The sequence below is a fragment of the Streptomyces sp. NPDC102406 genome, from assembly GCF_044765725.1.
GTDB lineage: Bacteria > Actinomycetota > Actinomycetes > Streptomycetales > Streptomycetaceae > Streptomyces.
Genome location: NZ_JBIWKP010000018.1, coordinates 1 through 22,529, shown reverse-complemented (window position 1 = coordinate 22,529; position 22,529 = coordinate 1). Strand labels below are relative to the sequence as shown.

The 22,529-nt window shown below is 71.4% G+C and carries 16 protein-coding genes and 1 pseudogene; 8 read left to right on the top strand and 9 right to left on the bottom strand.

Annotated features, from left to right (window positions below; all coding sequences use genetic code 11):
• The first annotated feature begins 136 nt into the window (after positions 1-136).
• The 3 genes and pseudogenes from ACIRF8_RS35955 (at position 137) to idi (ending at position 2,703) form a co-directional block, all read left to right on the top strand.
• A complete protein-coding gene (locus tag ACIRF8_RS35955; protein WP_404222174.1) occupies positions 137-1,072 on the top strand; it encodes a cation diffusion facilitator family transporter in 936 nt (311 codons plus the stop codon).
• Between the two features lie 160 nt (positions 1,073-1,232).
• A pseudogene (locus tag ACIRF8_RS35950) lies at positions 1,233-1,985 on the top strand (class I SAM-dependent methyltransferase); the annotation flags it as partial.
• Between the two features lie 124 nt (positions 1,986-2,109).
• The gene (gene idi / locus ACIRF8_RS35945; protein ID WP_404222171.1) at positions 2,110-2,703 is read left to right on the top strand and encodes an isopentenyl-diphosphate Delta-isomerase; all 594 of its coding nucleotides are present in this window, start codon (positions 2,110-2,112) and stop codon (positions 2,701-2,703) included.
• Between the two features lie 18 nt (positions 2,704-2,721).
• Here the strand turns inward: idi and ACIRF8_RS35940 are convergent, their stop codons facing one another.
• The gene (locus ACIRF8_RS35940; protein WP_404222264.1) at positions 2,722-3,243 is read right to left on the bottom strand and encodes an ATP-binding protein; all 522 of its coding nucleotides are present in this window, start codon (positions 3,241-3,243) and stop codon (positions 2,722-2,724) included.
• Positions 3,244-3,454: 211 nt separating this feature from the next.
• Here ACIRF8_RS35940 and ACIRF8_RS35935 point away from each other — a divergent pair, with 211 nt between their 5' ends.
• The 3 genes from ACIRF8_RS35935 to ACIRF8_RS35925 all read left to right on the top strand — a co-directional run bounded on the left by ACIRF8_RS35935 (position 3,455) and on the right by ACIRF8_RS35925 (position 7,613).
• Complete coding sequence (locus tag ACIRF8_RS35935; RefSeq protein ID WP_404222169.1) at positions 3,455-4,255, top strand: enoyl-CoA hydratase/isomerase family protein; 801 nt, start codon at positions 3,455-3,457, stop codon at positions 4,253-4,255.
• Complete coding sequence (locus tag ACIRF8_RS35930) at positions 4,252-5,127, top strand: hypothetical protein (protein ID WP_404222167.1); 876 nt, start codon at positions 4,252-4,254, stop codon at positions 5,125-5,127. Before ACIRF8_RS35935 ends, ACIRF8_RS35930 begins: the two co-directional genes overlap by 4 nt.
• A 110-nt stretch (positions 5,128-5,237) precedes the next feature.
• Positions 5,238-7,613 carry a Tex family protein gene (locus ACIRF8_RS35925; protein WP_404222164.1) on the top strand — a complete coding sequence of 792 codons (2,376 nt, stop codon included), beginning with the start codon at positions 5,238-5,240 and terminating at the stop codon, positions 7,611-7,613.
• A 51-nt stretch (positions 7,614-7,664) separates the two neighbouring features.
• On the opposite strand, the gene ACIRF8_RS35920 is transcribed toward ACIRF8_RS35925, so the two are convergent.
• The 5 genes from ACIRF8_RS35920 to ACIRF8_RS35900 all read right to left on the bottom strand — a co-directional run bounded on the left by ACIRF8_RS35920 (position 7,665) and on the right by ACIRF8_RS35900 (position 15,527).
• Positions 7,665-9,302 carry an ABC-F family ATP-binding cassette domain-containing protein gene (locus ACIRF8_RS35920; protein ID WP_404222161.1) on the bottom strand — a complete coding sequence of 546 codons (1,638 nt, stop codon included), beginning with the start codon at positions 9,300-9,302 and terminating at the stop codon, positions 7,665-7,667.
• Between the two features lie 62 nt (positions 9,303-9,364).
• Positions 9,365-10,396, bottom strand: coding sequence for an oxidoreductase (locus ACIRF8_RS35915; RefSeq protein WP_404222159.1), 1,032 nt, complete (start codon positions 10,394-10,396; stop codon positions 9,365-9,367).
• A gap of 137 nt (positions 10,397-10,533) precedes the next feature.
• A complete protein-coding gene (locus ACIRF8_RS35910) occupies positions 10,534-12,213 on the bottom strand; it encodes a BCCT family transporter (RefSeq protein ID WP_404222262.1) in 1,680 nt (559 codons plus the stop codon).
• A 63-nt stretch (positions 12,214-12,276) separates the two neighbouring features.
• On the bottom strand, positions 12,277-13,560 hold the full coding sequence (locus tag ACIRF8_RS35905) for a M14 family metallocarboxypeptidase (RefSeq protein WP_404222157.1): 1,284 nt from the start codon (positions 13,558-13,560) through the stop codon (positions 12,277-12,279).
• The gene (locus ACIRF8_RS35900; protein ID WP_404222155.1) at positions 13,557-15,527 is read right to left on the bottom strand and encodes a Xaa-Pro dipeptidyl-peptidase; all 1,971 of its coding nucleotides are present in this window, start codon (positions 15,525-15,527) and stop codon (positions 13,557-13,559) included. Before ACIRF8_RS35900 ends, ACIRF8_RS35905 begins: the two co-directional genes overlap by 4 nt.
• A gap of 200 nt (positions 15,528-15,727) precedes the next feature.
• Here ACIRF8_RS35900 and ACIRF8_RS35895 point away from each other — a divergent pair, with 200 nt between their 5' ends.
• On the top strand, positions 15,728-17,203 hold the full coding sequence (locus tag ACIRF8_RS35895) for a M1 family metallopeptidase (RefSeq protein WP_404222153.1): 1,476 nt from the start codon (positions 15,728-15,730) through the stop codon (positions 17,201-17,203).
• 18 nt (positions 17,204-17,221) lie between these two features.
• Here the strand turns inward: ACIRF8_RS35895 and ACIRF8_RS35890 are convergent, their stop codons facing one another.
• The gene (locus ACIRF8_RS35890) at positions 17,222-17,500 is read right to left on the bottom strand and encodes a hypothetical protein (protein WP_404222150.1); all 279 of its coding nucleotides are present in this window, start codon (positions 17,498-17,500) and stop codon (positions 17,222-17,224) included.
• Positions 17,501-17,543: 43 nt separating this feature from the next.
• Positions 17,544-19,019 carry an amino acid permease gene (locus ACIRF8_RS35885; protein ID WP_404222147.1) on the bottom strand — a complete coding sequence of 492 codons (1,476 nt, stop codon included), beginning with the start codon at positions 19,017-19,019 and terminating at the stop codon, positions 17,544-17,546.
• A gap of 332 nt (positions 19,020-19,351) precedes the next feature.
• Between ACIRF8_RS35885 and ACIRF8_RS35880 the strand changes: the two genes are divergently transcribed.
• Positions 19,352-20,128 carry a MerR family transcriptional regulator gene (locus tag ACIRF8_RS35880; RefSeq protein ID WP_404222260.1) on the top strand — a complete coding sequence of 259 codons (777 nt, stop codon included), beginning with the start codon at positions 19,352-19,354 and terminating at the stop codon, positions 20,126-20,128.
• Positions 20,129-20,164: 36 nt separating this feature from the next.
• Here the strand turns inward: ACIRF8_RS35880 and ACIRF8_RS35875 are convergent, their stop codons facing one another.
• On the bottom strand, positions 20,165-22,336 hold the full coding sequence (locus ACIRF8_RS35875) for a 3-hydroxyacyl-CoA dehydrogenase NAD-binding domain-containing protein (protein WP_404222145.1): 2,172 nt from the start codon (positions 22,334-22,336) through the stop codon (positions 20,165-20,167).
• Positions 22,337-22,529: the final 193 nt, after the last annotated feature.

Here is a 22,529-nt window from a genome sequence, read left to right as displayed (position 1 = left end):
ATCGGGGCGTTTCCGCAGGTCAGAGCAGATGACAACGGTGTTCAGTGCAGTGTTTGCGGATACCCCCTCCCCGTAGTTCACTGTGATCCCGCCCCGGACCACGGTGGTGCGGCGGACCGAGACGGAGGCGGTTTCCATGGGGGCCGGACACGACCACGGGCACAGCCACGGGCCGACCACCGGCACGGCGGCCGCCGCCCACAAGGGACGACTGCGCATCGCGCTCTCCATCACCCTGACCGTCATGGTGGTGGAGATCGTCGGCGGCGTACTGGCCGACTCGCTCGCCCTGATCGCGGACGCCACGCACATGGCCACGGACGCGCTCGGCCTGGCCATGGCGCTGCTCGCGATCCACTTCGCCAACCGCCCCGCCAGCGACCGGCGCACCTTCGGCTACGCGCGCGCCGAGATCCTCGCCGCCCTCGCCAACTGCCTCCTGCTGCTCGGCGTCGGCGGCTACGTCCTGTACGAGGCGATCCAGCGCTTCATGGAACCGGCCGCGACCGCGGGCGGTCTGACCGTCGTCTACGGGCTCATCGGCCTGGTGGCGAACATGATCTCGCTGTCCCTGCTGGTCAAGGGGCAGCAGGAGAGCCTGAACGTGCGCGGCGCCTTCCTGGAGGTGGCGGCGGACGCGCTCGGGTCGCTGGCGGTGCTGATCTCGGCCGTCGTCATCCTGACCACCGGCTGGCAGGCCGCCGACCCGATCGCGTCCCTGGTCATCGCGCTGATGATCGTCCCGCGTACGGTGAAGCTGCTGCGCGAAACCCTCGACGTGCTGCTGGAGTCGGCCCCCAAGGGTGTCGACATGGCCCAGGTGCGGTCGCACCTGCTGGCCCTGCCGGGCGTCGAGGACGTCCACGACCTGCACGCCTGGACGATCACCTCGGGGATGCCGGTGCTCTCCGCGCACGTGGTCGTCACCCCCGACGTGCTCGGCGCGATCGGCAACGAGAAGATGCTGCACGAACTCCAGAGCTGCCTCGGCGACCACTTCGACGTCGAGCACTGCACGTTCCAGTTGGAGCCGATGGGACACGCGGAGCACGAGGCGAAGCTCTGCCACTGACCCGGCCCGCGTCAGGGGCCTGCTAGCGTGGCCGGGGATTGTCGAGGAGGTGGGTTGATGACTGTCGTCGAGGTGAGCGCTGCCGTGCGCAGCGACAGGTGCATCCCCATCCTCAGGGCCTCCGTCTGAGCGAGGCCCCTTCACCCAAGGGTTTCTCACGTTGTCCGACCACAGCGACGCTGTCCGCGACTCCTTCTTCGCCCTGCACCACGGACTTCCCCGGCAGGGCCCCGGCTCCGACGCGACGACACGTCACCTTCTCTCCTGCGCGGGCGAGCTGCCCGCCCGGCCCCGCGTCCTCGACCTGGGCTGCGGCCCCGGCCGCTCCGCGCTCCTGCTCGCCGCGGAGACCGGCGGCACGGTGACCGCCGTCGATCTGCACGAACCGTTCCTCGACGAGCTGCGGGCGGCGGCGCGGGCCCACGGGCTCGCCGACCGCGTCCACGCCGTCGCGGCCGACATGGGTGAACTCCCCTACGAGGACGGGTCGTTCGACCTGATCTGGGCGGAGAGTTCGGCGTACGCCATCGGCTTCGACACCGCGCTCGCGCGCTGGAGGCGACTGCTCGCCCCCGGCGGCGCGCTCGCGCTCACGGAGTGCGAGTGGACGACGGACGCCCCCTCCCCGGCGGCCCGCGCCTTCTGGGAGGAGCACTACGAACTGCGCACGACCGAGGCCAACCTGCGGGCGTGCGCCGCCGCCGGGTACACCGTGCTCGGGGTGTACCCGCAGCCCGAGTCCGACTGGGACGCGTACTACGGGCCGCTCGCCCAGCGGGCCGAGGCCGCCGATCCGGACCGCCCCGGGATGACCGAGGCGCTGGCCGCCACGCGTGCCGAGCTGGCGATGCGGCGCGAGCACGGCGCCGAGTACGGCTACACCGGCTACGTGCTGCGGTCCACCGCCGACCGACCGGCGTGACCGCGCGGATGTCCCGCCCCGCCACGGCCGGGCGGGACATCCGACACGCGGCTGGGTCGGGACAGCGCGCCGCGTACGGCAGACTGGTGGGTGAGGACCAGAGCGAAGGATGGGTATGCCGATCACACCTGCCACCGCGGCGAACAACGCGTCGAACGGCACCGGAGAGACAATTCTGCTGGAACTCGTCGACGAGGACGGCAGGACGATCGGCACAGCGGAGAAGCTCGCCGCCCATCAGGCACCCGGCCGGTTGCACAGAGCGTTCTCCGTGTTCCTCTTCGACGAGCAGGGGCGGCTGCTCCTCCAGCAGCGGGCGCTCGGCAAGTACCACTCCCCCGGCGTCTGGTCGAACACCTGCTGCGGGCACCCCTATCCGGGCGAGGCGCCGTTCGCGGCGGCGGCCCGGCGCACCTTCGAGGAGCTGGGTGTCTCGCCGTCATTGATGGCGGAGGCCGGGACGGTGCGGTACAACCACCCGGACCCCGCATCGGGGCTGGTGGAGCAGGAGTTCAACCACCTGTTCGTCGGGATGGTGCAGACGCCTCCGGCCCCCGACCCGGAGGAGGTCGGGGCGACGGCTTTCGTGACCGCCGGTGAACTGGCCGAGCGGCACGCCCGGGACCCGTTCTCCGCGTGGTTCATGACCGTGCTCGACGCGGCGCGTCCGGCCGTCCGCGAACTGACGGGCCCGGCCGCGGGCTGGTAGTCGTCACCCGCCCGGTGGTCACACGCCCAGGGGTTTGAGAGGCAGGGCGGCCCAGATGACCTTGCCGCCGGTCGCGGTGTGCGCGACGTCGCAGACGCCGCCCGCCTCCGCGGTGATCTCCCGGACGAGGAGGAGTCCGCGCCCGCCGGTCTGGCCGCTGGTCGCTTCGAGGGCCGTCGGACGGTAGGGGTGGTCGTCCTCCACGGAGACGCGTACCCATTCCGCGCCGACGGCGACCTCCACGGCGAGCATGGGCGAGAGCAGGGCGGCGTGCTTCACCGCGTTGGTGACCAGCTCGGAGACGATCACCAGCAGCCCGTGGACCAGGTCGTCGCCGATGGGCACGCCTTGCCGGGCGAGGAGTTCACGCACGGCCCGGCGGGCCTGCGGCACGGACGCGTCGACCGCCTGCGCGGTGAAGCGCCAGACTCCCTCGTACGGGAGCGGCCCGCCGTCCGCGCGGTCGGCCGCTGTGTGTCCGGGGGGCGCTCCCCCTTGGTTCGCGGGGAGAGCGCGGGCCCCCGGCCCGTCGTCACCCATCGCCCGGTCGCCGCCCTTGCGCTCGATTGTCACCACCCTTCGAGTGTTGGTAACGCACAGGTCCGGGCCGGATAACTGACCAGAAGTCAGCGACTATCGACGCTTTTTGATCACTGGCGCCTGAATATGTCTTCCGCACGAATGATCTTGTCCGGATTGTGCTCCGGTCCTTCTTCTTTCGGAGTCGCTCCCGACGGATAGCATCCGGCGCATGGCTCCCTTGTCCCCGCAGCAGCTCACGCACACCGTCACCGACGGGGTCGCCACCGTGGTCATCGACCACCCGGCCAAACGCAACGCCATGACCGACCCCATGTGGGCCGCGCTGCCCCCGCTGCTCACGCGCCTCGCGGCCGATCCGGCGGTACGGGTCCTCGTACTGACCGGCGCCGGTGACACCTTCTGCGCGGGTGCGGACATCTCCACGCTCGCCTCCGGCGCGGGAGCGGCGCAGCGACTGGCTGTCGCGGCCGAGGAGGCGCTCGCCGCCTTCCCGAAGCCGACGCTGGCCGTGGTGCGCGGCTTCTGCGTGGGCGGCGGCTGCCAGCTCGCGGCCGCCTGCGATCTCCGGTTCGCCGCCGACGGCGCACGGTTCGGGGTGACGCCGGCGAAGCTCGGGATCGTCTATCCGGCGTCCTCCACCCGGCGCCTGACCGCACTGGTCGGTCCGTCGACCGCCAAGTACCTCCTGTACTCGGGCGAGTTGATCGGCACGGAGCGGGCTCTGCGGACCGGCCTCCTCGACGAGGTCCTGGCCGGGCCCGACCTGGACGAGCGCGTCGCGGAGTTCACCCGGGTGCTGGTGGCACGCTCGCAGTTGACGCAGGCCGCGGCGAAGGAGTTCATGGCGGGGCGCACCGACCGGGACGCGTACTGGGCGGAGCAGGCGCGCGGCAGCGGCGACACCGCGGAGGGCGTCGCCGCGTTCCTGGAGCGCAGGGCACCGCGCTTCGACTGGACCGTTCCCCCCTGTTCCGCCACGTACCAACCGGTCGGTAACGTACGGGCATGAGCCCCGATCCGCGCCTGCGCGCCGCCCGCCGCTGTCACAACGTCCTCAACCCCTTCCATTCGACGCACTACTTCTCGCCCGACATGGGCAAGGAGCTGGCCGCCGTGGGAGTGGAAGACCGCAGCGCCGCCTACTTCGCGGCACGCTCCGCGGCCCTGGGGGCCGTCGGCGCCGGGACCGTGACCTCGACCTTCTACAACTTCAACCACGACCTCGTGGCCCGGCACGTCCCCGCCGTGTGGCGGATCGCCTCCCCGGAGACGGTGCTCGCGGCACGCGCGCGTGCCGTCGACTCGACGCTGCGCCGACTGCTCGGCGAGGAGGTCCTCGCCTCCCGGGAGATGGCCGAGGCCGCCGAACTCGCCCTGCGCGCCACGGAGGCCTGCACGCGACACGCCCGCCCCCTGTACGCGGCCCACGCGGACCTGCCCGTGCCGGAGGCGCCGCACCTCGCGTACTGGCACGCGGCCACGCTGCTGCGCGAACACCGGGGCGACGGGCACATCGCCGCGTTGCTCGCCGCCGAGCTCGACCCGGTGGAAGCCCTCGTCAGCCATGTCGCGACCGGCAAGGGCATGGCACCGAAGTGGCTGCTCGCCACGCGCGGCTGGACCCGGGCCGAGTTCGACCTGGCCGCCGGACGGCTGCGCGCGCGGGGGCTGCTCACCGATGACGAGGAGCTGACCCTCACCGAGCAGGGCGTGGAGCTGCGCGCGGCGCTGGAGGAGCGTACGGACGTCCTCGACCGGGCGCCCTACGAGCACCTCGGCGACGAGGGCGTGGCCCGGCTGACGGAGCTGGCCACCGGGTTCGTCGGAGCGGCGCTCGGCAACGGGGCGTTCCCCGCGGACCTCATCGGCAAGGCCGCCTGAGACCGTCTGAGACCGCCGCAGACACAGCCGGGCCCGGCTTGATCCCCCACTGTCGGTGTCACCTGCCACAATTGCCGCGCAACCTCATTCGACATAGGCGGTACGGGATCGTGGCGACACCCACTGTTGGGTCCATCGAAGGCAGGATCGCCGAGGAACTCGGCGTACGGGAGCGGCAGGTGAAGGCCGCCGTCGAGCTGCTGGACGGCGGCTCGACGGTGCCCTTCATCGCCCGCTACCGCAAGGAGGCGACGGAGTCCCTCGACGACGCCCAGCTCCGCACCCTGGAGGAGCGGCTGCGGTATCTGCGGGAGCTGGAGGAGCGGCGCGCGTCGGTCCTCGACTCGGTGCGTGAGCAGGGCAAGCTCACCGAGGAGCTGGAGGCGAGCATCCGGGCCGCCGACACCAAGGCGCGCCTGGAGGACATCTACCTGCCGTTCAAGCCGAAGCGGCGGACGAAGGCGCAGATCGCGCGTGAGGCGGGCCTGGAGCCGTTGGCGGACGGCCTGTTCGCCGACCCGTCGGTGGAGCCGCTCGCCGCCGCGGCGGCGTTCGTGGACGCCGACAAGGGCGTCGCCGATCCGCAGGCGGCGCTCGACGGGGCCCGGGCGATCCTCACCGAGCGGTTCTCGGAGGACGCCGACCTCATCGGTGAACTGCGCGAGCGCATGTGGGTGCGCGGGCGGCTCGTCGCGAAGGTGCGGTCCGGCAAGGAGGAGGCGGGCGCCAAGTTCGCCGATTACTTCGACTTCGCACAGCCTTTCAAGGAGTTGCCCTCGCACCGCGTCCTGGCGATGCTGCGCGGCGAGAAGGAGGACGTGCTCGACCTCGTCCTCGAACCGGAGGAGCCCGGCGCGGAGGGCCCGACCGCGTCGGCCACCTCCTCCTACGAGCCGATCATCGCCGACCGGTTCGGCATCCGGAACCAGGGGCGTCCCGGCGACAAGTGGCTCGCCGACACGGTCCGCTGGGCCTGGCGCACGCGCATCCTGGTGCACCTCGGCATCGACCTGCGGCTGCGGCTTCGCACGGCCGCGGAGGACGAGGCGGTCAAGGTCTTCGCGGCGAACCTGCGGGACCTGCTCCTCGCCGCCCCCGCGGGCACGCGCGCGACGCTGGGCCTCGACCCCGGTTTCCGTACGGGCGTGAAGGTGGCGGTGGTCGACGCGACGGGCAAGGTCGTGGCGACCGACGTCATCCACCCGCACGTCCCGGCCAACCGCTGGGACGAGGCGATCGCCAAGCTGGCGCGGCTCGCCCAGGAGCACGCGGTCGACCTGATCGCCATCGGCAACGGAACGGCGTCCCGCGAGACCGACAAGCTCGCCGGTGAACTCATCGACAAGCACCCGGAGCTGAAGCTCACCAAGGTGATGGTCTCCGAGGCGGGCGCGTCGGTGTACTCGGCGTCGGCGTTCGCCTCGCAGGAGCTGCCGGACATGGACGTGTCGCTGCGGGGCGCCGTCTCGATCGCCCGGCGCCTCCAGGACCCGCTCGCCGAACTGGTCAAGATCGACCCGAAGTCGATCGGCGTCGGCCAGTACCAGCACGACCTCAGCGAGGTGAAGCTCTCGCGCTCCCTGGACGCCGTGGTCGAGGACTGTGTGAACGGCGTGGGCGTGGACGTGAACACCGCGTCGGCCCCGCTGCTCGCCCGGGTCTCCGGCATCGGCGCAGGGCTCGCGGAGAACATCGTGGCGCACCGCGACGCCCACGGCCCCTTCGGCAACCGCAAGGGACTCAAGGACGTGGCCAGGCTCGGCCCGAAGGCGTACGAGCAGTGCGCGGGCTTCCTGCGGATCCGCGGCGGCGACGACCCGCTGGACGCGTCGGCCGTGCACCCCGAGGCCTATCCGCTGGTCCGGCGGATGGCGAAGTCGACGGGCGGCGAGGTCGGCTCGCTGATCGGTGACACGGGGACGCTGCGCTCGCTCAAGGCGGCCGACTACGTGGACGACACGTTCGGTCTGCCGACCGTGACGGACATCCTGAAGGAGCTGGAGAAGCCGGGGCGCGACCCGCGGCCCGCCTTCCGGACGGCCACCTTCAAGGAGGGCGTGGAGAAGATCTCCGACCTGGAGCCGGGGATGATCCTGGAGGGCGTCGTGACGAACGTCGCCGCGTTCGGGGCGTTCATCGACATCGGTGTGCACCAGGACGGGCTCGCGCATGTGTCGGCCCTGTCCCGTACGTTCGTGAAGGACCCGCGTGACGTCGTGAAGCCCGGCGACATCGTGAAGGTCAAGGTGCTGGAGGTCGACGTACCGCGCAAGCGGATCTCGCTGACCCTGCGCCTGGACGACGAGAAGGGCGGCGCTCCCGGTGGGGAGCGCGGGGCGCGTCAGCGTCCGCCGCAGCAGAAGACCCGGCAGAACCGCGGCGGTGCGGGAGCCGCCTCCGGTGCCGGGAAGGGCAAGGGGCGGCCCGCTCCCGCGCCCGCCAACTCCGCGATGCTGGACGCCCTGCGGAAGGCCGGACTGGCGTAACCGCCGTCGGCCGGGGAGCCCCCTCGGGGACGCTCCCCGGCCGTCGGCCGGTCAGGCCTCCGTGACCTTTCCGTCGGCGACCTCCAGGCGCCGGTCCGTACGGACCGCGTCCAGCATCCTGCGGTCGTGCGTGACCAGCAGCAGCGTCCCGTTGTACGAGTCGAGGGCCGACTCGAGCTGCTCGATGGCGGGCAGGTCCAGGTGGTTGGTCGGCTCGTCCAGGACCAGGAGGTTGACGCCCCTGCCCTGGAGGAGGGCGAGGGCGGCGCGGGTGCGTTCGCCGGGTGAGAGGGTCGCCGCCGGGCGCAGGACGTGGGCGGCCTTCAGGCCGAACTTGGCGAGGAGCGTGCGGACCTCGGCCGGTTCGGTGTCGGGGACCGCCGCGCAGAACGCGTCGAGCAGGGCCTCCGGGCCGTGGAACAGGGCGCGGGCCTGGTCGACCTCGCCGACCACGACACCGGAGCCGAGCGTCGCGTGCCCCGAGTCGAGCGGGAGGCGGCCGAGCAGGGCCGCGAGCAGGGTCGACTTGCCCGAGCCGTTCACGCCGGTGATCGCGACCCGGTCCGCCCAGTCGATCTGGAGGGTGACCGGGCCGAACACGAAGTCCCCGCGCCGCACTTCGGCGTCCCTGAGCGAGGCGACGACGGAGCCCGAGCGGGGCGCCGCCGCGATCTCCATGCGCAGCTCCCACTCCTTGCGGGGTTCCTCGACGACGTCGAGCCGTTCGATCATGCGCTGCGTCTGGCGGGCCTTGGCGGCCTGCTTCTCGCTGGCCTCGCTGCGGAACTTGCGGCCGATCTTGTCGTTGTCGGTCGCCTTGCGCCGGGCGTTCTTGACGCCCTTGTCCATCCAGGACCGCTGCATCTGGGCGCGGCCTTCGAGAGCCGACCTCTTGTCGGCGTACTCCTCGAACTCCTCGCGCGCGTGGCGCCGGGCGACGTCGCGCTCCTCCAGGTAGGCGTCGTAGCCGCCGCCGTAGAGGTTGATCTCCTGCTGGACGAGGTCGAGTTCGAGGACCTTGGTGACCGTGCGGGCGAGGAACTCGCGGTCGTGGCTGACGACGACGGTGCCCGCGCGAAGACCCTTGACGAAGGTCTCCAGGCGCTCCAGGCCCGCCAGGTCGAGGTCGTTGGTCGGCTCGTCCAGGAGGAAGACGTCGTAGCGGGACAGGAGCAGGGAGGCCAGGCCCGCGCGGGCGGCCTGGCCGCCGGAGAGCGACGTCATCGGCTGGTCGAGGCCGACGCGCAGGCCGAGCTGGCCGGCGACCTCCTCGGCGCGTTCGTCGAGGTCGGCGCCGCCGAGGTCGAGCCAGCGCTCCAGGCTGGTCGCGTACGCGTCGTCGGCGCCCGGGGTCCCCTCCACGAGGGCCTGCGTGGCCTCGTCCATGGCGCGCTGCGCCTCGTCGACGCCGGTGCGGCGGGCGAGGAACTGCCGGACGGTCTCGCCGGCCCTGCGCTCCGGCTCCTGGGGGAGGTGGCCCACGGTCGCGGTCGGCGGGGAGAGGCGCAGTTCGCCCTCCTCGGGGGTGGCGAGCCCGGCGAGGAGACGCAGGAGGGTGGACTTGCCGGCTCCGTTGGCGCCGACGAGTCCGATCACGTCGCCGGGGGCGACGACGAGGTCGAGCCCGGCGAACAGGGCCCGGTCACCGTGTCCTGCGGCGAGGTTCTTGGCTACGAGGGTGGCAGTCATCAGGCTTTTCATCCTAAGCGGGGCACCGGAGCGCGACGCACGCGCGCCGCCCCGGGGGGCCTTCAGCGCGCCATCGGCGTCACCAGCACGCTTCCCGTGGTGCGCGCCACGAGGAAGGATTCCCCCTTGGTCGCCTTGCGATCAAGGGGGATACGGTGCCGGCCCGCGGCGAGGACCTCGTCGAAGACCGCGTGGGTGTGGGTGCGGTACAGGCGGTCGAGCCGGTACGAGGTGAGCTGCACGCGGCAGGTCGAGGTCACTTCGAGGCCCGCCTCCCCGTCGGCGGCGACCAGTGCGGTCAGGCGCCGCTGTCCTGGCGGGCTGCGGTCGAGCGCGGCCTCGATCTGGGCGACGAGCAGCGGGACGATCGGCGCGAGTCCTTCGACGTACGCGGGGTCGGCGCCCGCCTGCTGGAACTGGTGGCATGCGACATCGCGCCGGTGCGCGTCGACGGCGCGGCCGAACGCGACGGCCCCGTACCCGCGCAGTTCCTCGGCGGAGACGTCGGAGGCGTCCTGGGTGATGTCGGCGCCGATGCCGATGGTGCGCAGGGCGGCGGCGAGCTTGGCGAGGAGGGCGACGCGGGCGCCGATCAGCAGCACCCGGCGCCTGACGGGTCCGGCCCCCGCGGTGAGCAGGTGGCCGAGCGCCGTGCGGTAGGCGGCGCCGTGGAAGAGGAAGGGGCCTATGCCGTGGTAGCCGTTGAGCTCCAGGTCGGCGTGGTCGTCGGTCTGCCACGCGAAGTCCCGCCACACGTAGTCGTCACCGTCGTCACCGGCCCGCTCGATCACCGCGGTGACCGCGCCGCACTCCAGCCCCTCGCACTCGGGGCAGCCGTAGATGACGTACCGGCCGTCGGCGAGCGGCGCCTCCGCCTCCAGGAGCAGGCTCCTGACGTGGGCGGTGAAGATGGCGGGCGGGATGTCGGCGGCCAGCGGCGAGACGGCGTCGAGGTCGGAGAGCTGGAACAGCAGCGGGCGGCCGTCGACGATGAAGTCCACGAAGTCGCGGTGGACCTGGACGTCACCGTTGGCGAGGACTCCACCGGCGCGCATCGCCGGTGCCAGCCCGAAGGTCGCGTACTCGGCAGACATGCCCCGAGTATTCCCACTCGGCCGCCGAAGTGAGCACGGCATGACACATTCCGCTACGGAGCGCCTCCCACCCCCCGATCGCCCGCGCTCGTCACGTGGGCGATCGGCGGTGCCGCGTCGCGTGCGAGGTGAAGGGGTCAGTGTTTTTCGAGGGGGTCGCCCTCCGTCTCCAGGCCCTCGCCGGGGCCGATGGTGATCTCGAACTCGCCGCCGTACTTCTCGTGACCGGCGACCACGGCCGCCTGGACGACCTCGATGCCCATGTCGCCGCGGACGATCAGCGGGTCCTGGCGCAGGTCGCGCATGAGGGCCACGCACATGCCGATCATCACCAGGGTGAAGGGCGCCGCCACCAGGATGGTGAGGTTCTGCAGCCCCGTGAGCGCGTTGCCCGAGCCGTTGCCGATGAGGAGCATGACGGCGGCCACCGCGCCCGTGACGACGCCCCAGAAGATGACGACGAACCGGCCGGGTTCGAGGGCGCCCTTCTGCGACAGCGTGCCCATGACGATGGAGGCCGCGTCGGCTCCGGAGACGAAGAAGATGCCGACGAGGATCATGACCAGCAGGCTGGAGGCGGTGGCGATGGGGAACTCGTGCAGGACGCCGAAGAGTTGCGCCTCCGCGGTGGAGGCGCCGCCGAGCTGTCCGTGCTCCTTCATCTTCATCGCCGTACCGCCGAAGATCGCGAACCAGAGCAGGCTCACGGTGGACGGGACGAGGATGACGCCGCCGACGAACTGGCGGATGGTGCGGCCACGGCTGATGCGGGCGATGAACATGCCGACGAAGGGCGTCCAGGAGATCCACCACGCCCAGTAGAAGACCGTCCAACTGCTGAGCCAGTCGGCGACGCCCTTGCCGCTGGAGGCCTCGGTGCGGCCGATGAGCTGGGGCAGGTCACCGAGGTAGGCGCCGAGGGAGGTCGGCAGGAGGTCCAGGACGATGATCGTGGGGCCCGCGACGAAGACGAAGACGGCGAGGATGAGCGCGAGCACCATGTTGATGTTCGACAGCCACTGGATGCCCTTCTCCACCCCGGAGACGGCGGAGGCCACGAACGCCACGGTCAGGACGGCGATGATGGAGACGAGCAGCCCCGTGCTCGCCTTGTCCATCCAGTCGAGGACCTCGAAGCCGGAACCGATCTGGAGGGCGCCGAGGCCGAGCGAGGCCGCGGAGCCGAAGAGGGTGGCGAAGATCGCGATGATGTCGATGACCCGGCCCCACGCCCCGTGCGCGTGCTTCTCGCCGATGAGCGGCACGAAGACGGAGGAGATCGTCTGGCGCCTGCGACGGCGGAACGTGCTGTAGGCGATGGCGAGGCCGACGACGGCGTAGATCGCCCAGGGGTGCAGGGTCCAGTGGAACAGGGTCGTCGCCATGGCCGTCTCCATGGCCTCGGCCGAGTCCGCCGGTTCGGTGCCGGGCGGGGGCGTCGTGAAGTGTGCGAGGGGTTCGCTCACGCCGTAGAACATGAGACCGATGCCCATGCCGGCGCTGAACATCATGGCGACCCAGGAGACGGTGCGGAACTCCGGTTCCTCGCCCTCCTTGCCGAGGGTGATCTTCCCGTAGCGGCTGACGGCCAGCCACAGCGCGAAGACGACGAAGCCGGTGGCGGCGAGCATGAAGGCCCAACCGCCGTTGTGGATGAGGCCGTTGAGCGCTCTCGTGGAGACGCTCTCCAGGTTGTCGGTGGCGACGGAGCCCCAGACCACGAAGGCCAGGGTGAGCACGGCGGTGACGCCGAACACGATCCGGTCGGTGGCGGGGCTTCGGCCGCCTGTCGCCTCGTGGGGGAGGGACGCGTCGATGGGTGGTTTCTGTGGGGTTGACACCCTTTAGGGCCTACCACATCCGACGCGTCCCACACCTGTTCAGCAGCCGGTGTCGGGCACCCCTTCCGTGAGGTGGTACGGCGCGCGGGCGTCGAGCAGCAGCGCCACCAGGGCCCGCTGGGACTGCCGCAGCGGTACGTAGGCTCCGCTGCCCGTCCTGCGGACGGTGACACCGTGCAGCGACAACTCGTCCCCGAACTCGGCGTACTGGTCCGCGGTGAGCCGGTATCCGCAGGGCGGGTGCTGGATGATCTCGGCGGGTTCGGCCGGGTCGTTGTCGGCGCCGCCGAGGTAGACGGGTCCGGTGTCGCGGAACCCGGCGGCGCGGGCCGCGTCCGTCGCCGCCGCGACCTGGCGGGCCCGCTCCCCTGTGAAGCGGAACAGCCCGCCCAGCGCGGCGAGTTGGGAGTCTCGGCGACGCCGGTTGTTCAGCGCCTCGTCGGCCTCCTCCGCGGGGGTGCCGGGGTCGACGCGGCTCTCGATGAGCAGGCCGACGGCGTGCTTGACGCCGGAGACGTTGCGCAGGATGCGCTCCTGCCCGTCGCCCGCGGTCTGCTTGATCGGGTCGCCGGTGACCGGGTCGGTCCAGATGCCGTACGTGCCCGTGGAGTACCCGGCGGCGTTCGCGGCCGGGCGGACGTACCCGAGGGACAGCTTCTCGGCCTCGTCGTGGACCGCGGCGTCGGTGTTGAGGTTGCGCGGCCACAGGTCGAAGAGGGCCTTGTCGTAGTACCGGGGGGTGGCCCCGTACTCGTGCAGGTCGTAGATGACGTCGGGCCGCCGGTCTCGGATGACGGCGGCCATGGCGCGGGCCTCCGCCGTCCGCAGGGCGATGTGGTCGCGGTTGATGTCGACGCCGTCGGAGTTGCCTCGGGTGTCGGCGGCGCGGCCGTCGGGGTTGGCGGTGGGCACGACGAGCAGGGTCGTGCGGGCGAGAAAGGCTCGGGTGGCCTTGTCCTTGGCGTACGCGAGGTCGCGGATCTCGGTGAGGCACGCCTCGCGCCCCGACGGTTCGTCGCCGTGCTGGCTACAGATCAGCAGGACGGTGCGGGCGGAGTGCCGGGCGCCGACGCGGACCAGTTGCACCGGCCGGCCCTGCTTCGTCGTGCCGACGCGGGCGACGGAGACCTCGTCGGACGCCTTGTCGACGGCGGCGAGGAGTCGCTGCTCCTCGGGCTGGCTGGTCCAGCGGGCGCCGTTCGTCTGCTCGAAGCCGGTTCGCGGGGGCGTGGGCGCCGCCTGGGCGGGGACCGTCCAGGCGAGGGGCGCGGCGAGCGCCGCCGCCGCGGAGGTCAGCGCGAGGGCGCGGGTGCGGGGCTTCATCGGTGGCTGCCTCCCGGGACGGGACGGTCCTGGCGGAACGGGCTCACGCCGTCGGCCGCGGGGGCGTGCGGGAGGGCCGCGTGGGACCCGGCGGTGGCCGCCGCGAAGGCACCGGCGCCGCCGACGACGGGGACGCGGGCCACGGTGCGGGACAGGTCGAGGGTGAGGGTCGGCCTGGTCGACGGAGGGTCGATCAGGTCCTTGTCCGTCCCGGCGACGATCAGGGCGAGCCGGTGGCCCTTGGGCACGACGTGGTCGGCCGCGGCGAGGGAGAGCGTGAGGGTGTAGGGCTTGCCGGGAGTGAGCGGGCGGCCCTTGTCCGGGTTCGCGTACGTGCCGAGGTCGGCCCAACCGCGACTGAAGATCGTGGAGTTGACGTCGGTGGTGGCGGCCCGCGTGTTCTTGAAGCAGGAGCTGTCGCCGGTGGTGCTCGCACCCCAGCAGCTACGGTCGGTGAGCGTCGTGATGCCCTCGCCCGCGCCCGCGTAGTCGCGGATGGTGGCCGGGCCGAGGTCGACCAGGACGGCGCTCAGGTGCGCGCTCGCCGTGGTGGGGGTCGCGGTGACCGTCACCTTGGAGGAGCCGGACAGGCGCAGGTCCTTGCCGAGCGGGCGGCTGATGAACCCGGCCTTGCCGGGGGTCGACGTGTCGACCTGCGCGGCCCAGTCGGTCTCGCTCAGGGCCGGGTCGTCGGTGAACGTCTCGGTGCCGCGGCCGGCCTTGAGACCGAGGGTGCCGACGCCCGGGGCGCTGCCCTTGCCGGGGCGCAGCGCGGTCGTCGTCGCCGCGCGTGCGGGCCAGACCTTGTCGGTGCTCCAGTGGTCGGGGGTGCGCTCGATGTCGGCCATCGGCTCGCGGTCGATGCCGTTGTCGTAGCCGAGGAGTTCGTGGTCGAACCAGCGGTGCAGGGTGTCGACCCAGGCGCCGCGACGGTAGTCGAACGGGTCGACGTGTCCGGTCTGCGACAGCCAGATCTTGCGCTCCACACCGTTCTCGGCGAGCGCGTCCCACCACTGGCCGAAGTGCTTGGCGCGGACGTTGAGGTCCTGCATGCCGTGCGCGACGAAGACGCTGGCCCTCACCTTGTGCGCGTCCTTGACGTAGTCGCGCTCCTCCCAGAGCCGGGTCCAGTCACCGCTGCGGGGCGCTTCGTCGACAAGTCGCTGCTGTACGGCGGCGCAGCGGGCGCGGGCCTCGGGGCTCTCCACGTAGTCGGACAGCCACTCGGGGCCGGAGTCGTAGAGCGGGGCGCCCTGCTGGAAGTAGTAGTCGTACCAGGACGAGATGGCGCTGATCGGGACGATGGTCCTCAGGCCCTCGACGCCGGTGGCGGCGACGCCGTTGGCGATGGTGCCGTCGTAGCTCTTGCCGATCATGCCGGTGCGGCCGTTGGTCCAACGCGCCTCGGCGCGTTCGCCGCCGGTGCGGCTCGCGTAGCCCTTGGCGCGGCCGTTCAGCCAGTCAACGACGGCTTTGGCGGACTGCACGTCGGAGCGCCCGCCGACGTCGACGCAGCCGTCGGAGCGGTTGGTGCCGGCGAGGTCGACGGCGACGAAGGCGTAGCCGCGGGGCACGAAGTAGTTGTCGTAGTAGAGCGGCATCTGGACGACGTGGCCGTCGGCGTCGTACGTCTTCAACTGGCTCTCGTTGCCGCGCCCGCAGCAGGAGTAGTAGGGGCTGGCATCCATGATCACGGGGATTTTGCGGCCCTGTGCGGCGGGTTCGCGCGGGCGGACGATGTCGACGGCGACCCGGTCGGTCCTTCCGTCGCCGTCACCGTCGACGCGGGTGTCGACCCAGACCGATTCGCGGATCGCGTCGTCGTAGGAGTAGACGGGCTGGGACTCACGGGCGGCCGGGGCGGCCTGGGCGGCGCCGGGGACGACGAGAACGGCGAGCAGCGCGGCGGTGGCCGTGGCTGCGAACGTTCTCCAGAGGCGGTGGGTGCGTCTGGCAGGTATCGGCATGGCGCGGAAGGTACACGGGTCGACTCCCGTGCGACAGGGGGCCGCGGCCACGGATGACAGGCGCGTGGGACACAAAGGCACATGTCGGCCGAATGGCGATCGTGTGACAGGTGCGGCCATGGACATGACCGGGTGGCCGGGGCTGAATAGGGTCGGGGACGAGATCAATCCTCGTCCTGCCCCTACGACTTGGAGCATTCGTGTACCGCAGACTCATCGCCCCCGGCGCGCTGGCGGCCTCCCTTCTGCTGGCGATCCCGGCGTCGGCCGCCGATTTCCAGCCGGGCGCCTCGGGCATCGGCGACCCCTACTACCCGACGTACGGCAACGGCGGCTACGACGTCTCCCACTACGACCTGCGTCTGAAGTACCAGCCGAAGACGGACCTGTTGGAGGGAACGGCGACGATCCTCGCCTCCTCCACACAGGACCTGTCGCGGTTCGACCTCGACCTCGGGCTCACCGCGAGCGAGGTCAGGGTGAACGGCAAGAAGGCGAGGTTCACCACGTCCGGTGTGCAGGAGCTGGAGGTCACGCCCTTGGCGGGGCTGCCCAAGGGCACCCCGTTCACGGTCGTCGTGAAGTACGCGGGAAAGCCCTCCGAGGTGAAGCTGTGGGGGTTCACGTCCTGGCAGCGGACCCCGGACGGTGGCGTCGCCGCCAACGAGCCGGAGGCTGCCGCCTGGTGGTTCCCGTCCAACGACCACCCGCGCGACAAGGCGACGTACGACGTGTCGGTCTCCGTGCCGGACGGCACGCAGGCCCTCTCCAACGGGACGCTCCAGTCGCAGAGCTCGAAGCTGGGCTGGACCCGCTTCAACTGGCGTTCCAGCAAGCCGCAGGCCACGTACCTCGCGACGCTGGCGGTCGGCAAGTTCGACATCACGACCGACACGACCGCGGACGGCCTGCCGGTCGTCAACGCCTACAGCAAGGACCTCGGCGCGAACGAGGGCGCCGCCAAGGCGAGCGTGGAGCGCACGACCGAGGTCGCCGAGTGGCTGGAGTCGGTCTACGGCCCCTACCCCTTCGAGGCGCTGGGCGGGTACGTGCCGAACGTGCCGTCCTCGTTCGCCCTGGAGACGCAGACGCGGCCCTTCTACTCGCCGAAGCAGTTCGCGAACGGCGCCAACGTCTCCGTGGTCGTCCATGAGCTGGCGCACCAGTGGTACGGCGACAGCGTCTCCGTCGAGAACTGGAAGGACATCTGGATCAACGAGGGCTTCGCGCGCTACAGCCAGTGGCTGTGGTCCGAGAAGGAGGGCGAGGGCACCGCGCAGGAACTCGCGGACTACGTGTACGCGCAGCACCCGGCGGACGACGCGTTCTGGCAGGTCAAGCCCGGTGACCCGGGAGCGGACAACCAGTTCGACGCGGCGGTCTACGACCGGGGCGCCGTGGCGATACAGGCGCTGCGCAACGCGGTCGGCGAGAAGAAGTTCTTCGCCATCCTGAAGGGCTGGCCGAAGGTCCACGCGTACGGCAACGCCAGCGTCTCCGACTTCGTCCAGTACGCGGAGAAGGTGTCGGGCAAGCCGCTCGCGGCGCTGTTCGACACCTGGCTGTACCAGCCGTCGAAGCCGGCCCGGCCGGCCGCGCACGCCGCCGCCGCTCCGCGGCAGCCCAAGTCGTGGAAGAAGATCGCGGCGACCGACGGGGTGCACGCGGAGCACTGACCGGCCGGGCGACTCGCCTCAGATCTCGCCGCCGTAGCGCTTGGCGAGGTCCGAGGCGAGTTCGGCGACGCACGTGCACAGGTCGGTGACGGCCGCGGTGTGCGGGGCGTCCGCCGGGGCGGGGTGGCTCGGCACCACGTGGGCCCGCAGTCTCGGGGGTGCGGGCGGTGCGGGTGCCGGCCGCACCGCCCGGCGGGGGCGCCGCCGGACGGAGGTGACGAGCATCGCCGTCAACGCGGCCACGAGAACGGCCGGTCGACGCGACTTCAGGCGGACGTCCCACGGAACTTGGCCCATGCCTGTGTCCTACCCGATCGGCACACGGACGCAACGCGGCCCGTCAGTCGCCCTTGGGCGACTCGGCGGGCTCCCGCGTCTTCTCGGTGGTGGCGATGCGGCGGCGGGCGGCGAACCAGCCGCCGACGAGCAGCAGCGCGACGACCGGGACCAGGGACAGGGTCTTGCGGCCGGTCTCCGCGTCGTTCCACATGAGGCCGAGGACGAGGAGCAGGAAGGCGATCGTGACGATCTCGGTGACCGGGGACCACGGGAGCCGGAAGGCGGGGCGCTGGACCAGGCCCTGCTTGGCGCGGCGGACGAACGCCAGGTGCGCGACCATGATCATGACCCAGGTACCGATAATGCCGATCGAGGAGATCTCGATGACGATCTCGAAGGCGTCGTGCGGCAGCAGGTAGTTCAGGCCCACGCCGAGGACGCCGACGCCCGCGGTGAGCAGGATGCCGCCGTAGGGCACCTGGCTGCGGTTCATCCGGGCGGTGAACTTCGGCGCGGAGCCGGACATCGCCATGGAGCGCAGGATGCGGCCGGTGGAGTACAGGCCGGAGTTGAGTGAGGACATGGCGGCGGTGAGCACGACCAGGTTCATGATGTCGCCGATGCCGCCGATGCCCAGCTTGCTGAACAGGGTGACGAAGGGGCTCTCGTTCGACGAGTACGCCGTCGAGGGGAGCAGCAGGGCGAGCACGAGCACCGAGCCGCAGTAGAAGAGGCCCACGCGCCACATGATCGAGTTCACCGCGCGCGGGACGACCTTGTGCGGCTCCGCCGTCTCGCCCGCGGCGACGCCCACCAGCTCCAGGGCGGCGTAGGCGAACACGACGCCCTGCATGACGAGGACGACCGACATCACGCCGCTCGGCATGAAGCCGCCATGGTCCGTGATCATGCCGAGCCCGGGTGTCTGGCCGTCGACCGGGTGCTGCGTGGCTATCAGGAAGATGCCCACGAGCAGGAAGGCCACGAGGGTGGCGACCTTGATGATCGAGAACCAGAACTCCATCTCGCCGAAGTACTTCACCGAGACGAGGTTCACGCCGAGCACGACGGCGAGGGCGATGAGCGCCAGGACCCACTGCGGGACGCTGGTGAAGGCGCTCCAGTACTGCGTGTACAGCGCGATGGCCGTGATGTCGGCGATGCCCGTCATCGACCAGTTCAGGAAGTACATCCAACCGGCGACGTAGGCGCCCTTCTCCCCCAGGAACTCGCGCGCGTACGACACGAAGGAACCGGAGGAGGGCCGGTACACGACCATCTCACCGAGGGCGCGCACGACCAGGTACGCGAAGACTCCGCAGAGGAGGTAGGCGAAGACGAGGGCGGGGCCCGCCGAGTGGAGGCGGCCACCGGCACCGAGGAAGAGTCCGGTGCCGATCGCGCCACCGATCGCGATCATGTTGACGTGGCGGGCCTTGAGGTCCTTGCTGTAACCGGCGTCGCCCGCGTCGGCGGGCGTCGTGGTCGCATCGGTGGGGGATGCGTCCACGGCCGTGTTGACGGCGTCCTTGCTCACGTGGGGGTGTCCACTCTGTGGTGCCCGGCGGCGCGCAGGCCGGCCGGGGTCCGGATGTGCTCCGGCCCGCGACACCCCTGACAGTGCGCGGACCGACTGTGCACCTTCCCCCAGAGATCGCCGGACACGCGGTGGCGGAGATCACATAGCGGTTCTTCTCACATGCCGGTACGGCTCTGTACAGGTCGCCGGGACAGGCGTATAAGACCCTCGAACCGGCTCCCCATGGCCCGGAAGGCCGCTCCGGGCACTTTCACAACATCGGTGTGTCAGCAATACTGTTGAACCCATCGACCCGAGCTGACGTGTGTGAGAGCGACCCCGAGGCGGACATGACGACGTACACCGAGCACGCCGAGGACGCAGGGGACGCCGGAGACACCGGGGCGGTGCCCGCCCCCACGCTGACTGTCGACGAACTGGCCGCCCGCGCGGGCGTCACCGTCCGGACGATCCGCTTCTACAGCACGCGCGGGCTGCTGCCGCCGCCGGTGATCGGCCCCCGCCGGGTCGGCCACTACGGGCAGGACCATCTGTCGCGGCTCGCGCTGATCGAGGAGCTCCAGCACCAGGGCATGACGCTCGCCGCGATCGAACGCTACCTGGAGCAGCTCCCGGCGGACCTCAGCGCCCATGATCTGGCCATCCACCGCGCCCTGGTGGCGAGCTGGGCCCCGGACACGGCCGAGGACATGGAGCGCGCGGAGCTGGAGCGCCGGGCGGGCCGCGCCCTGTCCGGCGCCGACCTGGACCGGCTGGCCGCGATGGGCGTCGTCGCGTACGAGGAGGACCGCGACGTGTACCGGGTGGACCTGGGGCTGCTGCGGCTCGGTGTGCAGTTGCTCGGTGTGCCGATCGCGCACGAGACGATCCTGGCCGCGCGCACCGTCCTGCTCGAACACACCCGGCAGGCGGCGCACGAGCTGTCGCGCCTGTTCAAGGACGAGGTGTGGGGGCCCTACCGGGAGCGCGAGTCGGACCCTGAGCATGTCGCGGCGATGAGGTCGCTGTCGGCCCATATGCAGCCGATGGTGGTGCAGGCGCTGGTGACGGCGTTCCAGCGGTCGTTGAAGGAGGATCTGCGGGAGGCGTTCCGCGCCGAGGGCTGATCGCCCCCGGGCAGCCGCCTCCCGCGACGGACGGCATCAGTCCGTGAAGGTCTCGCCCCGCTCCGCCTTCTCCACGAGCAGCGCGGGCGGCAGGAACCGGTCGCCGTAGCGCTCGGCCAGCTCACGCGCGCGGGCGACGAATCCGGGCAGGCCGCCCTCGTAGCCGTTGATGTACTGGAGGACGCCACCGGTCCAGCCGGGGAAGCCGATGCCGAAGATGGAGCCGATGTTGGCGTCGGCCACCGAGGTCAGGACACCTTCCTCCAGGAGGCGCACCGTGTCGAGCGCCTCGGAGAAGAGCATGCGTTCCTGCATGTCCTCGAACGGGATCTCGGTGCCCGGCTTGGTGAAGTGCTCGCGCAGGCCCGGCCAGAGCCCGGCGCGCTTGCCGTCCTCGCCGTACTCGTAGAAGCCCGCGCCGCCGCTGCGTCCGGGGCGCCCGAACTCGTCGACCATACGGTCGATGACGGCCTCGGCGGGGTGTGACGTCCACGCGCCGCCCGCCTCGATGACGGCGGCCTTGGACTCCTCGCGGATCTTGCGCGGCAGGGTGAGCGTCAGCTCGTCCATCAGGGACAGCACCTTCGCCGGGTAACCGGCCTGGCCCGCCGCCTGCTCGACGGAGGCCGGCTCGATGCCCTCGCCGACCATGGCGACGCCCTCGTTGATGAAGTGGCCGATGACGCGCGAGGTGAAGAAGCCGCGCGAGTCGTTGACGACGATCGGCGTCTTGTTGATCTGCCGTACGAGGTCGAAGGCGCGGGCGAGCGCTTCGTCGCCGGTCCGCTCCCCCTTGATGATCTCGACGAGCGGCATCTTGTCGACGGGCGAGAAGAAGTGCAGGCCGATGAAGTCGGCCCGGCGCTCGACGCCTTCGGCGAGGACGCTGATCGGCAGCGTGGAGGTGTTGGAGCAGAGCAGCGCGTCGGGGGCGACGACGTGCTGGATCTCCTGGAACACCTTGTGCTTGAGCGCCGGGTCCTCGAAGACGGCCTCGATGACGGCGTCGCAGCCGGCGAGGGCCTGCGGGTCGGCGGTGGGGGTGATGCGGGCGAGCAGCGCGTCCGCCTTCTCCTGGGTGGTCCGGCCGCGGGAGACGGCCTTGGCGCACAGCTTCTCGGAGTAGCCCTTGCCTTTGGCGGCGGCCTCGGCCGACACGTCCTTGAGGACGACCTCGATCCCCGCGCGGGCGCAGGAGTAGGCGATGCCCGCGCCCATCATCCCGGCGCCGAGCACGGCGACCTTGCGGACCGTACGCGGCTCGATGCCCTTCGGGCGGTTGGCGCCCGAGTTGACGGCCTGGAGGTCGAAGAAGAACGCCTGGATCATGTTCTTCGCGGTCTGTCCGGTGACCAGCTCGGTGAAGTAGCGGGCCTCGATGGTCTGGGCCGTCTCGAAGTCGACCTGGGAGCCCTCGACGGCGGCGGCGAGGATGTTGCGCGGGGCCGGGTAGGGCGCGCCGTTCAACTGCTTCTTCAGGTTGGCGGGGAAGGCCGGGAGGTTCGCGGCGAACTTCGGGTGGGCCGGGGTGCCGCCGGGGATGCGGTAGCCCGGCTTGTCCCAGGGCTGCTGCGACTCGGGGTGGGCGTCGATGAAGGCGCGGGCCTTCTCGATCATCTCCTCGCGGGTGGCGGCCAGTTCGTGGACCAGGCCGTTCTCCAGGGCGCGCCCGGGGGTGTACTGGGTGCCCTGGAGCAGCACCTTGAGGAGGGCGTCGGCGATGCCCATGAGGCGGACGGTACGGGTGACGCCGCCGCTCGCGGGCAGCAGGCCGAGCGTGACCTCGGGCAGGCCGATCTTGGAGCCGGGGGCGTCGAGGGCCACGCGGTGGTGGCTGGCCAGCGCGATCTCGTAACCGCCGCCGAGGGCCGCGCCGTTGATGGCGGCGACCACGGGCTTGCCGAGCGTCTCGATGCGGCGCAGCGCGTTCTTGATGCCGAGGCCGGTCTCGAAGACGGCCTGGGCGTCCTCGGGGCCCGCCTTCATCATGTCCTTCAGGTCACCGCCCGCGAAGAACGTCTTCTTGGCGGAGGTGTAGATGATGCCCCTGATGGAGTCGCGCTCCGCCTCCGCGCGGTCGGCGACGGTGGCGATGGAGTTCTTGAACGCCTGGTTCATGGTGTTCGCGGACTGGTTCGGGTCGTCCAGGACGAGGGTGACGATGCCGGTGTCGTCCTGTTCCCAGCGGATGGTTGTGTTTGCGGTCATTTAGGGTCTCCGTGACGTTTCGTGCGGGGGGGGTTGGCGGGCGGATTCTGGGGGGGGGTGGTTCGGTTCGCGGCCGGGGGGGGGGTTGTGGGGGGGGGGGGGGGGGGGGGGGGGCCCCCCCCCCCGCGGCCCCCCCCGGCCCCCCCCCCCCGCGGGGGGGGGGGGGGCGCCCCCCCCCCGGGGGGCGGCCGCG